Annotated in this window: 15 protein-coding genes; 11 read left to right on the top strand and 4 right to left on the bottom strand. The window is 41.9% G+C overall.

The window, feature by feature from the left end:
- Positions 1 to 5: 5 nt before the first annotated feature.
- Positions 6 to 947 (bottom strand): 3-keto-disaccharide hydrolase, encoded by a 942-nt coding sequence (locus ACULLH_RS12860; RefSeq protein ID WP_454089158.1) that lies wholly within the window; start codon positions 945 to 947, stop codon positions 6 to 8.
- 93 nt (positions 948 to 1,040) lie between these two features.
- Positions 1,041 to 2,129 carry a vWA domain-containing protein gene (locus tag ACULLH_RS12855; RefSeq protein ID WP_454089157.1) on the bottom strand — a complete coding sequence of 363 codons (1,089 nt, stop codon included), beginning with the start codon at positions 2,127 to 2,129 and terminating at the stop codon, positions 1,041 to 1,043.
- 171 nt (positions 2,130 to 2,300) lie between these two features.
- Here ACULLH_RS12855 and ACULLH_RS12850 point away from each other — a divergent pair, with 171 nt between their 5' ends.
- The 11 genes from ACULLH_RS12850 to ACULLH_RS12800 all read left to right on the top strand — a co-directional run bounded on the left by ACULLH_RS12850 (position 2,301) and on the right by ACULLH_RS12800 (position 12,786).
- Positions 2,301 to 2,762 carry a (2Fe-2S)-binding protein gene (locus ACULLH_RS12850; RefSeq protein ID WP_454089156.1) on the top strand — a complete coding sequence of 154 codons (462 nt, stop codon included), beginning with the start codon at positions 2,301 to 2,303 and terminating at the stop codon, positions 2,760 to 2,762.
- 30 nt (positions 2,763 to 2,792) lie between these two features.
- Positions 2,793 to 5,027, top strand: a complete 2,235-nt coding sequence (locus ACULLH_RS12845; protein ID WP_454089155.1) for a molybdopterin cofactor-binding domain-containing protein — start codon at positions 2,793 to 2,795, stop codon at positions 5,025 to 5,027.
- A 4-nt stretch (positions 5,028 to 5,031) separates the two neighbouring features.
- On the top strand, positions 5,032 to 5,286 hold the full coding sequence (locus ACULLH_RS12840) for a MoaD/ThiS family protein (protein WP_454089154.1): 255 nt from the start codon (positions 5,032 to 5,034) through the stop codon (positions 5,284 to 5,286).
- 43 nt (positions 5,287 to 5,329) lie between these two features.
- On the top strand, positions 5,330 to 6,316 hold the full coding sequence (gene moaA / locus ACULLH_RS12835) for a GTP 3',8-cyclase MoaA (RefSeq protein ID WP_454089153.1): 987 nt from the start codon (positions 5,330 to 5,332) through the stop codon (positions 6,314 to 6,316).
- A gap of 144 nt (positions 6,317 to 6,460) precedes the next feature.
- Positions 6,461 to 7,069: an NTP transferase domain-containing protein gene (locus ACULLH_RS12830; RefSeq protein WP_454089152.1), complete on the top strand. Its 609-nt coding sequence runs from the start codon at positions 6,461 to 6,463 to the stop codon at positions 7,067 to 7,069.
- Positions 7,059 to 8,123, top strand: coding sequence for a ThiF family adenylyltransferase (locus ACULLH_RS12825; protein ID WP_454089151.1), 1,065 nt, complete (start codon positions 7,059 to 7,061; stop codon positions 8,121 to 8,123). The genes ACULLH_RS12830 and ACULLH_RS12825 overlap by 11 nt, the downstream gene beginning before the upstream one ends.
- The gene (locus ACULLH_RS12820; protein ID WP_454089150.1) at positions 8,114 to 8,896 is read left to right on the top strand and encodes a sulfite exporter TauE/SafE family protein; all 783 of its coding nucleotides are present in this window, start codon (positions 8,114 to 8,116) and stop codon (positions 8,894 to 8,896) included. Before ACULLH_RS12825 ends, ACULLH_RS12820 begins: the two co-directional genes overlap by 10 nt.
- Positions 8,893 to 10,089, top strand: a complete 1,197-nt coding sequence (locus ACULLH_RS12815; protein ID WP_454089149.1) for a molybdopterin molybdotransferase MoeA — start codon at positions 8,893 to 8,895, stop codon at positions 10,087 to 10,089. Before ACULLH_RS12820 ends, ACULLH_RS12815 begins: the two co-directional genes overlap by 4 nt.
- Before the next feature lie 2 nt (positions 10,090 to 10,091).
- A complete protein-coding gene (locus tag ACULLH_RS12810; protein WP_454089148.1) occupies positions 10,092 to 11,096 on the top strand; it encodes an XdhC family protein in 1,005 nt (334 codons plus the stop codon).
- Positions 11,097 to 11,105: 9 nt separating this feature from the next.
- Positions 11,106 to 11,705, top strand: coding sequence for a nucleotidyltransferase family protein (locus ACULLH_RS12805; RefSeq protein ID WP_454089147.1), 600 nt, complete (start codon positions 11,106 to 11,108; stop codon positions 11,703 to 11,705).
- Positions 11,698 to 12,786: an amidohydrolase family protein gene (locus ACULLH_RS12800; RefSeq protein WP_454089146.1), complete on the top strand. Its 1,089-nt coding sequence runs from the start codon at positions 11,698 to 11,700 to the stop codon at positions 12,784 to 12,786. Before ACULLH_RS12805 ends, ACULLH_RS12800 begins: the two co-directional genes overlap by 8 nt.
- On the opposite strand, the gene ACULLH_RS12795 is transcribed toward ACULLH_RS12800, so the two are convergent.
- Together ACULLH_RS12795 and ACULLH_RS12790 are read right to left on the bottom strand one after the other, a co-directional pair.
- Positions 12,783 to 12,926, bottom strand: a complete 144-nt coding sequence (locus tag ACULLH_RS12795) for a hypothetical protein (protein ID WP_454089145.1) — start codon at positions 12,924 to 12,926, stop codon at positions 12,783 to 12,785. The genes ACULLH_RS12800 and ACULLH_RS12795 overlap by 4 nt on opposite strands.
- A gap of 46 nt (positions 12,927 to 12,972) precedes the next feature.
- Positions 12,973 to 13,608, bottom strand: coding sequence for a GntR family transcriptional regulator (locus tag ACULLH_RS12790; RefSeq protein ID WP_454089144.1), 636 nt, complete (start codon positions 13,606 to 13,608; stop codon positions 12,973 to 12,975).
- Between the last annotated feature and the right edge of the window lie 146 nt (positions 13,609 to 13,754).

Here is a 13,754-nt window from a genome sequence, read left to right as displayed (position 1 = left end):
TTATTTTATCTGACAGGTGTCACTACAAACTTTCTAAATTCCACTGGCCCGTGATCTCCTTGTATCATAAATGCCCCTGGTTGCCCCTCCTTACTATCCAAGGCTCCTCCCGTAATGCCGGGAATGGTTTGGTCAGCAATCACAGTTTTGCCGTTGGCAACAATGGTTACCCTTCGACCAATTAGGGTGATATCGTAGGTTTGCCATTCTCCGGGGTCTTTGGCAGTATTTTCATTAGGCTCAAGAAAGCCGTAGATTCCGCTGAAATATACATCGGATGGTTCCAACCCCTTATTATCGGCTATTTGTACTTCATAACGCCCTCTTAGGTAAATTCCACTGTTACTTCCTTCTGGATAACGAAATTCAACTTTGAGCTTAAAATCGGTAAATTTTTGATTACTGATCAGGTTGGCACCTCCCTTGGCATTTTTTAGAATTCCGTTTTCCACAGACCATTGATTCTTGTCCGAATCCAAATGCCATCCATCCAAACTCTTTCCATTAAAAAGAGCAACAGGGTTACCCCATTCCGGATTGGTAGTGGCTTCCAGTTTTGGTGCACGAACCCCCTTCCAAGAAGTTACGCTGCCGTCGGTATATATCATAGTGCCCTTAAGGGTATCGTCCGAAAGCTCTCCATGGAAAACCATATCGTTTCCAGCTGGCTCCCATTGTTTGGGAATATCAAAGGTGAACTTATTTCCATGGATTTTAATTTCAGAAATCGGACGGGCGCTCCCCATCATAAACACAAATCGACCTACTAAAGTCTCAACCCCGGAATGACGTACCTCCAACCATGATGGCACTGTTTTTCCTTCGAATTCCATTTCCAGGTCCCATCTTCCCTCAAGGGCATGGAACTTCTGCGCATTACTTTGGAAAGAGCCAAAAATTAAAAGGTTGAAAATTAGAGCATAGAAATGTTTTCTGCCAAAAATCATAATGAAGTGCGTTTAGTTTGGAGTCGAAGATACTAATTTATGGTAGACTCCAATCCACTCTTTTGTTAGATGAAAAACAACCGTAAGGACCATTTATTCACACCCTCCAGTAAAACCATTGGCGTTGAATTCGGTCTGGACCGCACCTTGCAGCCCACTGTCGGTAAGCTGGATGACCAAATTATTGACACCACTTCCATCACGTTTTGGTGTGCAATATTCAAAAAGGTAGAAACTGTTGGCCTGTTCAGAAACCCTTTGTGAAATCTGGGTAAATGTGGCTTCCAATTCTTCCTTATTGCTGGCAAAAACACTTGCCGTTTTTCCAATTTCTTCCAAGATATCAGCATCTATTTCCGCTCCTAGTCCAATAGTAAATAAGGAAATGTTTCGATCCGCCTGATCAACTGCCCTAAGGGCCTCATCCCTTGTGTATCGAGAAGCCTGATCTGTTCCATCGGTGAACAAAACAATGGAAGCTGCTCCAATAACGGACGCTTGATTGCTCTCTTGCAATAAATCTTCCGCAAAATCCACAGATTTGATTACGGCACCATACAGGTCCGTAGAGGGATCATTGCTAATATCGGTGGTAATCCCTTCGACAGCTGCTACAAGTTCAGTAGTGGAGGAAGTCAGTTCATTCAATAGATGCAGTTCATCCTCACCATCAAACCAATAAATGGCCATTTTAAAAGAATTTGTTTCAGGGGAGGGCATTACATTATTGATAAAACTGGTAGAGGCCGCTTTTAATTCGTCCAAACTACTTTCCAATACACTGTTGCTCAAATCCAATACCAATAAAGTATTGTTACTGAACACCTGGGAATTTGGTGAGATTCTGGCAAGGGATTCAGAAGAGGAGATGGTGTTGAAGCAATCATCATTCCTACCTTGCTCATATACGGTAAATTGATTTGCGGTAAGTCCAGATATCGGATTCCCCAGTAAATCGGAAACCTTAAAAAGAATGGAAACCTTTCCTGGCAATGTGGTGAATTGATCCTGAATGGAAAGTAAAAGTTCGTTATCATCAAAACCTAAACAGTTGTCAGGCTCCTTTCCCTGTCCCAGTTCCCCTAAATTGAGGTTAAAATTGACGTCATCATCTGCATTACCACATGAGACAAGAAGAATCGTAAAAAAAGTTATGGATAGGTATTTAAGTGCGTTTTTCATTTTCATAAACTTGAGGTTCTGGTTGAAAAACGCTTAATTCTTCTGAAAATTATTTTGAATGCCAACAATAGATTTAAAGAAAAGTTAAAAAAAGTCGCTTGTTGTTAAAAAAAAAGCTGTGAGATTAAATTTTGGTAACTTCAAACAAACAACATCTCAATTCAAGAAACTATGCCAACGTATCAAATCAAAGTCAATGGAGAATCTAAGTCAGTGGATGTGGCAGAAGATACTCCAGTTTTATGGGTGTTACGAGATCATTTAGATCTTGTGGGCACGAAATACGGCTGTGGAATAGGGCAATGTGGAGCTTGTACGGTTCATGTTGATGGTACCGCAATGCGAAGCTGTTCCCTCACCTTAGCACAGATTGATGGAAAATCCATCACAACGATTGAAGGACTATCCGAAGATGGAACCCATCCGGTTCAAGAAGCTTGGAAGGAAGTCGATGTACCACAGTGTGGTTATTGCCAAGCAGGCCAAATTATGACGGCCTCCGCGTTCTTGGAAAACAACCCAAATCCTTCAGAAGAGGATGTGAAAAATGCTATGCACGGAAATATTTGCCGATGCGCCTCCTATTCCAGAATTCGAAAAGCGGTTATGATTGCTGCTGAGAATATGGATTAAAGATTCCGTTTTACACCTAAAAACAAAAAAATGTCAATAAATAAATCCAAAACATTAAGTAGAAGGGCCTTTATCCGTAATTCTTCGTTAGCTGGAGGAGGTATGGTAATAGGTTTTAACCTTTTCCAAGCCTGCAAACCAAAGGTTGTTGCTGAACCGGCAATAGATTTGGCCAGTCTGGATTATAGCGATTTCAATGCCTTTATTAAAATTGCGGACAATGGTGCCGTGACGATATTCTCACCCAACCCCGAAATAGGACAAGGTGTCAAAACCTCCATGCCGATGATCATTGCTGAAGAGCTTGATGTGGCCTGGAAGGATGTTTACGTTGAGCAAGGTATCCTGGATACTGAGAATTATCAGCGTCAGGTTGCTGGCGGTAGCCAATCCATCAGATTCGGATGGGATGCACTTAGGCAAACCGGTGCCAAAGCACGACATATGCTCGTAAGCGCTGCAGCCGCCCGATGGGGAGTTGACCCTTCGGAATGTACGGTTAGCGAAGGTGTAATCACCAATGCAGCCGGCGAGACGTTAGGTTATGGCGATGTGGTCAACGAAGCGGCCCTTTTGGAAGTTCCAGAGGATGTACCGTTAAAAGAGCCGAAAGATTATAAAATTATGGGCAAGGATGCTTCCAATGTCGACATCAGTAAAATCGTCACAGGGAAGCCTTTGTTCGGATTGGATTATAAAACCGACGGTATGGTTTATGCGTCTGTACTGCGACCGCCCTCCTTCGGACAGAAACTGGTTTCTTTTGATGATGCTGAAGCCCGCTCAATTCCAGGGGTGATAGATGTAGTTACCATTGGAGAAAAAGTAAGGGGACTATTGGCCGAGGATCCTGGTTTTGGCAGCAAGATTTCTTCCAGTGACAAAGTCGTGGTTATTGCTGAATCCACTTGGCAGGCTATGAAAGGTAAAGAAGCCATCAAAGCTGTGTGGGAAGAGGACACCAAGGTTGAAAGTACCGAAGAACACGATAAAATCTTGAACGACTTGTTGGATGGGAATACATTCAACACAATGCGTTCCGACGGAAATATCAAAAAGGCCTTTGCTGAGGCCGATGAAATATTGGAACGTACTTACGAATCTCCTTTTTTACCACATAATTGCATGGAACCTATGAATTTCTTTGCAAATGTGACCGATGAGAAGGTGCATCTTGTAGGACCAATCCAAACCCCGGCATGGAAAGCTGGATTGGTTTCCAAAATGTTGGGAAGGGAAGAAAAAGATATACTTCTCGAAATGACCCGAATGGGAGGTGGTTTTGGAAGAAGACTGTATGGTGACTTTGTGATAGAAGCTGCTGAGATTTCCGATAAAATCAGAAAACCTGTAAAGGTGGTTTACTCCAGGGAGGATGATATGGAAGATGGTATCTATAGGATGGCCATCAAGTACAGAATCAAAGCGGGTATCAAAGATGGGAAAATCACGGCATATCATTTAAAGGAAGCTGCGGTAAACGACAATATGTATGGACTTATACCCAACTTCTTCCCAGCTGGCGCCATTGAAAACTATCAAGTTGATGCAGCCAGTTACGATAGCAATATTACCACAGGTGCTTGGAGAGCGCCCTATACCAATTTCTTGGCCTATGCCGAGCAAAGTTTCTTTGATGAATTGGCTGAATTAATGGAGGTTGACAAGATCCAACTGCGATTGGACCTATTGGATAAGGTAAAACCTGAAGAAGATGAACGCATCCAATACTCTCCGGAGCGAATGAAAGAAGTCATCAGGACCGCAGTGGATAAATCCGGATGGGGGACCAAACCCAAACATATTTACCAAGGTTTTGTGAACTATTATTGTCACAACACCCATGTCGCAGAGGTTGCCGATGTAGAGATTGAAAACGGTGAGCCTGTAGTGAAAAAGATTACCTGTGTTGTAGATTGCGGTATCGTGGTGAATCCCATGGGTGCACTCAATCAGATTGAAGGTGGCGTAATAGATGGGGTAGGACACTCTATGTATGGTGAGCTTCAATTCAAGGATGGAAAGCCAACGGCAAACAACTTTGATAAATATCGCATGATACGAATGAAAGAGGCGCCTGAAGTCGAAACTTATTTTGTTCAAAACGAGCATTCACCGACAGGTTTGGGTGAACCAACACTTCCGCCAGCAGGAGGAGCTGTTGCCAATGCATTCAAAGCTGCCACGGGAAATAGACTCTACCAACAACCATTCACCAAAACACCTGAATTATTAAAAGTACCTGAAAAGGAAATTATAGGTTGATTTTATGACGATATTATTGTTTGGGATTACCAAGGACATTGTGGGAAGCTCCACCCTGTCTGTCCCCACTTCCAGTGCCACAGGCCGGAGAGTTCCAAGAACAGTAAAAGAATTAAAACAGTTTTTGGGTGAAACCTACCCAGAACTCAATAAACTTTCCTCTTTGGCAGTGGCCGTGAACAACAGCTATGCTGAAGACGAAGAACTTATCAATTCTTATGACGAAATTGCACTTATTCCCCCGGTAAGCGGGGGATAATAGGTGCAGAAGTAGTATCTTTCGAACACTTTGGAGATAATATATGTTGGTCGACAATCACAATAGACAAATTAACTACCTAAGGCTTGCCGTTACGGACAGATGCAACCTTCGATGCAATTACTGCATGCCATCTGAAGGAATTGAATTTGTAAAGAACGACAAGTTACTTACCATAGATGAACTCTCTAGAATAAGCGAGATTCTTGTTGGACAGGGAATCGATAAAATCCGGATTACGGGTGGAGAGCCCTTTGTAAGAAAGGATTTGATGGTGTTGTTGCGAAAATTGAGCTCCATGGACAAGCTCAAGGACATTTCGGTGACCACCAACGCCACCTTGATTGGCCCATATATAGACGAATTGAAGGCATTGGGCATAAAGAATATCAATGTGAGTTTGGATGCCATCAATAGAGAGACATTTGAACGCATCACACGACGCAATCAGTTTGATACCGTACATAATAATTTGATTAGATTGATAACGGAAGGATTCAATGTCAGGATCAATTTTATTGTATTGGAAGGTCAGAACGAACAGGATATCATTCCCATATTGGAGTTGATGAAACATTACAATGTTTCTGTGCGCTTCTTGGAGGAAATGCCCTTTAACGGTGGAAGTAAGAATTTCAAGGGTATCAAATGGAATTACAAAGCTATACTAGAGCACATTTCAAAGTCCTATCCTGGTTTCCATAAGCTCGAATCGCCGCCAACGTCCACCTCAATCAACTATAAGATTGAAGGACATAAAGGTACGTTTGGCATTATACCTTCTTTTAGTAGAACCTTCTGCGGAAGTTGCAATAGACTTCGGGTTACCGCCACAGGTGATGTCATAACATGCCTCTATGGCAAACCCAAAATCAATCTTAGGGATATTGTCAGAGGAGAAAATGAGCAGCAAGAAGTGCAAAATGCTATTCTAAAAGCCATTGGAAGTCGGGCCAAAACAGGGTTTGAGGCGCAGGAAGAGCATGCAAATACCGTCTTTGAAAATTCAATGACCTCAATAGGAGGATGATAGTATTTTAAATGGGCGGGATTAATAACTAATTGAATGTCATTCCTGCGAAAGCAGGAATCCAAATTCCGCATCAAGTGCGGAATGACAGCATTACTGAAAAATTTACGAAGCATATTAATTGTTGATTTCAATCTAGGAGTAATGGAAAAGGATGTACCAAAATTATTTGGTTTGGTCTTGGCCGGTGGAAAAAGTACCCGAATGGGATCGGACAAGGGATTATTGAAATACCACTCCGTTCCACATCAAGAACACTTATATAATTTACTGGATGAAGTATGCGATACCGTTTATCTGAGCATGCGCGCGGATCAAGAAAATCCGTTGACCAAAGATTTCAATATCATTGAAGATCAAAATGAGTACAGAGGGCCTTTCAATGGGATATTAAGTGCCCATAAAACCCATCCCGAAGCAGCTTGGCTGGTACTTGCCTGCGATCTTCCATTGATTGATTTGCCCTCCCTGAAAAAATTGGCTAAAAACCGGGATCCTGAAAAATTCGGAACCTCTTTTGCAACTAAGGAGTCTGGATTGCCAGAACCACTGATTACCATTTGGGAACCAAAGGGTCTTAAAAAAGCAATAACTTTCATGGAGCAAGCGGAAAGCAGTTGTCCCCGTAAGTTTTTGATCAATTCTGAAATAGCTTTGGTGCATCCAGAGCACGACGAGATTTTGTACAATGCAAATTCTCTGGAAGACTATGAGTTTATAAAATCAAAAATTGCAATGTCCAATGGAACCTAGGTACACCAGACAAACAACCCTCAAGGACTTCGGAGAGGAAGGACAGGCCAAACTTAACAAAGGTAGGGTGCTTGTTGTGGGGCTGGGCGGTCTCGGACTTCCGGTTCTCCAATACCTGAATGCGATGGGTGTTGGAACATTGGGTTTGATGGACCAGGATGTAATAGAGCTACATAATTTGCAACGACAGATTTTATATTCGGAACAGGACCTGGGAAAACAAAAATTGGAGGTCGTTCTTCAGAAATTGAGCGAACAGAATTCGTCCACAAATCTCATTCCACATGATTCTTTCTTGACCAAGGAGAATGCGTTGGACATCATTAAGGACTATGATGTTATTGTGGATGCGACGGATAATTTCCCGACACGCTATCTTATCAATGATGCTTGCGTGATATTGAATAAACCTTTTGTCTATGGTGCTTTGCACGGATTTGAGGGACATGTGAGCGTTTTTAATCATTTGGATGGTCCAACATATCGTTGCCTATATCCCAACATGCCTTCTGCAAACGAAGTACCCAATTGCAATGACAACGGAGTTTTGGGAGTTGTCCCTGGTATCATAGGAACTTTACAAGCGCTGGAAGTGGTAAAGCTGTTAACTGGAGTAGGGGAAGTGCTTTCAGGAAGACTGTTGTTATTCAATGGTCTGAATCAGCATGTGAGCAAAATAGCTTTCAAACCGAATCCAACGAATAAAAATATTAAGCAGCTGCAGGAGTTTTATGAACCTTTGGATTGTGAAATAGTTCGAACGATTGATGCAGAAAGGTTCCAATCCATTCGCGAATCCAATGCAGAAATTAGGCTTATCGACGTGCGCACAACGGAAGAATTTGAAGGTAATCATTTGGAAGAAGCTGTAAATCTACCTTTAAGCGAGCTAGACCAATATATTCCGACCAACCAGGACAAGGAGGTTTATATCATTTGCCAATCTGGAAAACGAAGCGAAATAGCAGCCAGACAACTTCAGGAAGCCTATCCCAAATTGACTTTTTATTCTATTTTAGGGGGAATGAACAAAATGGTGACCGTATGTCCGTAGCCCCTGGCGACTTTATCTTATTGCTTATTTCCTTTTTTGTTGTAGCTACTTTATACTCAGCGGTAGGTTTTGGTGGGGGCTCAAGTTATTTGGCCATTTTGGCTTTGGTTATTACCAGCTTTTTGACCATCAGGAGTACCGCACTGCTTTGCAATCTTACCGTGGTGACCGGAAGTTGCATTTTGTTTTACAGGAGCGGACATTTGAATTTAAAGAGATTTCTCCCTTTTGTGGTCACCAGTATCCCCTTGGCCTTTTTAGGGGCATCTTTTCGATTGGAAGAACGAAGTTTTTTTATCATCCTCGCTTTGGCACTCATTGTTTCAGCCATTGCATTGATATATCAAACCATGGTTCTTAAATCCAGCAACACCATAAAAAAATACCCCAGCTACCTTTCTTATCTATTGGGAGGCGCAATTGGCCTGTTGTCAGGTTTAGTTGGAATTGGTGGTGGAATATTTTTGGCGCCTGTGCTCAACCATATGAAATGGGATAGGCCCATAGTAATTGCTGCATTGGCCAGTTTTTTTATTTTGGTCAATTCAGTTTCTGGACTAGGGGGATTGTTTTGGAGTGGTTCTTTTCAGATTTTCTGGCCAGAAATTTTAGGATTGATGTTCGCTGTTTTATTGGGTGGACAGCTCGGAGTCAGAATCAGTTTGGGAAAACTCTCCGCAAAACGGATACGATTGCTCACTGCCGCCCTTGTACTGTTTGTAGGTATTAGAGTGCTTATAAAAAATGGATTCCAACTAACGCTATTTACATGATTGCATTTGAAACAGCATTACAAAAGGTTCTAGATCGTACCCAAGATTATGGTGTTGAAATGGTTTCAATGGAATCATCCTTAGGACGAATTCTTGCCGAGACTATTGTTGCGGATAGGGATTTTCCACCTTTTGACAGATCTACAAAGGATGGTATCGCCATCAAGTTCAACCAAAATATTGATACCAATACTTCATTTGGGATAAGTGGTATTGCCCAGGCTGGAAGTCCTCAATTAAAACTTAAAGATGAAACAGCTTGTATGGAGGTGATGACGGGAGCCGTGGTTCCGGAAAACGCGGACACCGTGGTAATGTATGAGCATACCGAAAAAGAAAATGATCGTTTCAATATTGTCAAGCCAATTAAAAAAGGACAAAATATTCATTACAAGGCCAGTGATACTGCTATGGGTGATGAATTACTCTTGTCTGGAACACCTATCACTTCTGCGGAAATCGGGGTTTTGGCTACTGTGGGTAAATCGCACGTTTTGGTGAAAAGACTTCCAAAAATTGCGGTCATTGCTACAGGAAATGAATTGGTGGAAGTTGATCAAAAACCACTTCCACATCAAATCAGAAAATCTAACACCCATACGCTAAAAGCGCTTTTGCAGAATGAGGGGATTGTGGCAGCTATGTATCATTTTACAGACGAACCCGAAGTCTTAAAAGATAAGATTGGGGAAATATTAAAGAATTACGATGTGCTCTTACTGAGTGGTGGTGTTTCCAAAGGAAAATTTGATTTTTTGCCATCGACCTTTGATCAATTAGGAGTGGAGAAAATTTTTCACAGGGTTCGGCAACGACCTGGAAAGCCCTTTTGGTTTGGAAAACATGAATCCCTCAAGACCACTATTTTTTCATTTCCCGGAAATCCCGTTTCTACCTTTGCAAATTACCATGTCTACTTTAAGCCATGGCTTAACAAAACTTTGGGAGTCACCACTCCGCAATTTGATGTATTTTTAAGTGAACCTATGGTAAACAACACGGATTTAACTAGGTTTTTGGGAATTGAAATCAATATTCAGCACGGAAAACTAAAAGCGAAAGAGATCGGCACCACGGGTTCAGGAGATTTACTAAGTCTGTCAAAAGCCGATGGTTTTATCCGATTAAATCCAAGCGAATCCCTTAAGGCTGACAGTTTGGTTCCATTTATTCCTGTGAAAAGGATTTTGTAAGTATGACGCACGAGTTAAAGAACATCATCAACCATTATGAAAAACGTGAAAGTGAGCGTGCTGTATTGGCCACTGTGGTTGCATTGGATGGATCCTCGTACCGACGGCCCGGTGTACGCATGCTGATTTTTGAAAATGGAGATATGATTGGCGCTGTCAGTGGCGGTTGCGTTGAGAAAGAGGTGCTTCGACAAGCGCAATCGGTCTTTGAAAACGGAATTTCCCGAATCATGATTTATGACGGGCGTTATCGTTTAGGTTGTGAAGGCATTCTGTACATTTTATTGGAAACTTTTGAACCAGACCAAAACTTCTTGGCCCAATTTTGGAGTACAATTACGAAAAGGCTTCCATTTCGTATCAAATCCTATTTTGAAAAAGACCAGGGAGATAATCAAGATTACTTTACCAGCTTCCACTTTGAAGATGCTTCACTACCTGTAAATCAACAGATAAAGGAGATTGAAAAGGAACTCCCTGATTTTGAACAGGAAATGCATTCTTGCTTTCAATTGGTCATTGTTGGTGCTGAGCACGATGCCGTACAGCTATGTAACTACGCATCCCTGACCGGTTGGGAGGTTACTATCGTCGCCAACCCCAGGGAAGAAAAAACCACGGAGGATTTTCCAGGCATACATAAATTGATAAACGTAGAGCCAGAGGCATTTCAATTGACCTTGGACAAGCAAACCGCTGTGGTCATCATGACCCACAGTTTTGTAAAGGACCTTCAGTTTTTAATCGCTCTAAAAGATGAGGAAGGAGCTTACATTGGGCTTCTGGGACCCTATAGGCGTCGAGAAAAACTGTTCGATGAGTTAATGGAAAGGCATCCGGATGTTTCGGAAGAATTCTTGGAACAAATCCATGGGCCGGCTGGAATCGATGTTGGTGCGGAAACACCTCAAGAGATAGCGATTTCCATTTTGAGTGAAATTCTCTCCGTTGTAAACAACAAAGAACCTTTGCTGCTAAAGCATAAAATGGGAAATATCCACAGCTGAACACCGACCATGCCCATTGCCGTATTAATTCTAGCTGCAGGTGCCTCTTCCAGAATGGAGGGGGATATCAAACAGTTGTTGCCATGGGGGAACAGTACGCTCTTGGAAAACGCCATACATCAAGCTAAAGGGGTTGCCGACAGGGTTTACATTGTGTTGGGCGCCAATGCTGAAAAGATTTTGGCATCCATAGCAATTCATGCTGAAATAATGCATAATCCCAATTGGCAATTGGGAATGGGAAGCTCTATATCCACTGGAGTTCGGCATATTTTGGAAAAGGAAAACCCGGAAGCACTTTTAATCATGGTAGCGGACCAACCCTTGATAGATGCCACCTTTTTATCACAATTAAATAAGGTACATGTGGAAAGTCAAGCCAAAATCACAGCAACTTCATATCACAACGGGGCAGGGGTTCCTGCCATTTTTGATAAATCCTTATTTGCTGAACTCAAAGAACTTCAAGAGGATTTTGGAGCACGAAGAATCATCAAATCCCATAAAATGTTGGTAAAACAGATTGACCCACAAGGGAAAGAGATTGACATTGACACAAAAGAAAAATATTTAGAAATATCTGGTAAACAATACTTTAAATATGATTAAATATACCATTACTTTATCATTTGCGGTTATATTTTTAAATTTTGACCTAGAAGCCCAAGAAATGAGCTTTGAGGACTACAATCCAGAATCTACTTTGGTTGTACCTCAAAATCCGATCAGCAAGGCAAAATTTACCTTTATAGACGTCCACAGTCATCAATTTCGAATGGCCACTCAGGATTTATCCCAATTGATTGCCGATATGGATAATCTTAATATGGGGGTAATGGTGAATTTGAGCGGTGGTTCGGGAGAGGGGCTCCGTGCCATGCTGAAAAATGTGAATGACCACTATCCCAATAGATTCGTGGTCTTTGCAAATGTTGATTTTAGTGGAGTTGGCAATCCAAACTGGGGAGAAATGGCTGCGGCCCAGCTGGAACTGGATGTAAAGAGTGGAGCTAGAGGGTTGAAAATCTACAAAAGTCTAGGACTTCGGAATAAAGATGTCAATGGTAACAGAATTGCCATAGATGATCCAAGGTTGGATCCTGTCTGGGAAAAATGTGGGGTACTGGGGATTCCTGTGCTGATCCATGCTGCTGACCCAAAATCATTTTGGGACCCTATGGACAAGTACAATGAACGTTGGTTGGAATTAAAAACCCGACCCCGAAGAAAACGCTCCGATACAAATCCCGCACCATGGCAACAGATCATTGATGAACAGCATAGAATGTTCAAAAACCACCCTAATACCAAATTCATAAATGCCCATATGGGGTGGTATGCCAATAATTTGGACAGGCTAGGGGAGTTAATGGATGATATCCCCAATATGTCAGTTGGCATTGGTGCTATTATTGCAGAATTGGGTCGTCAACCCCGAAGGGCAAGACAGTTCTTCATTAAATATCAAGACCGGATTCTATTTGGGAAGGACAGTTGGAAGCCCGAGGAGTTCCCTACCTATTTTAGAGTATTGGAAACAGCGGATGAATACTTTCCGTACTATAAAAAATACCATGCGTTCTGGGCGATGTACGGACTTAACTTACCAGATGAAGTATTGGAAAAGGTGTATTATAAAAATGCGATGACCCTGATTCCAGGATTGGATGAGTCGTTGTTCAAGAGCTAGGCTTTCTTCTTATGGGGAGCACCATTTGATTTGGAATCTTCCAAATCCTGGAAAATTCCACATGAGATTTGTCGCTTGACCAAGGATTTGGACTTTTTGTTTTTTACCAAGGTTTCGATTTCCTTATTTAAAAAATTCATGAGCAGCGCTTTTGAATACATTAAACGAAGATTTCGCCTTCATATTTTAAACGGTTACAAGCATTCGTTTTTCTACGTATTCCAATACCGACATCCAGTTCATTTTAAGAATCAATGCGGCCGTTGGAATATTGTCTTCTTCAATAGCCTGTACAATGGCCATACTTTGATGCTCTAAATTGGCGTAAAAACCTTCATCATGGGCAAAACTGTACTCATAGAACAAAAGCCTGGCCTTTAAATCTTCCAGCATTTGCAACAACATGGTGTTTGAAGATTTCTGGGTCAATAATTTATGGAACTCAAACCGGGCATGTAATCTATCCTCGAAAGTATCGGCCATTTTCACCTTTAGCTGTTGGGATTGAAGGCTTTCAATGTCTTCTTGGGTAAAGCTCGAGCTTTCCAAAGCCATCACCTCCAATTGGGAGAGGGTTTTGTACAAATCCTGTGCCTCCTTCTGGCTCAAACGGGTCACTACGAATCCCCGATTGGGAATTGCTTGAATGATTCTAGCCTGTTCCAATTGACTCAGCGCTTCGCGAATTGGAGTAACGCTAATCCCAATCTGTCGGGCCAAAGCAGCCAGATTGATGGTCTTTCCAATTTTTAATTCGCCATTACGAATTTGGTCTAATAGATGTAACCGCACTTGGTCACGGAGGTTAAAGGTTGATTGCATATCCCTAAATTACAAATCGTATACGATTTTAAGGATTTAATGTTGTAAATCATGAAAATTCGGGTATAAACCCTATTCCATAGGATAAAATGCAGCCTTGGAAATGATGGTTTGGAGCTTCTGCGAATTCAAAATAATTGCTTACT

This window comes from Flagellimonas sp. 2504JD4-2 (assembly GCF_053642935.1).
Note: the sequence above shows the minus strand (reverse complement) of the source record. Positions and strands in the feature narration are given on the sequence as shown.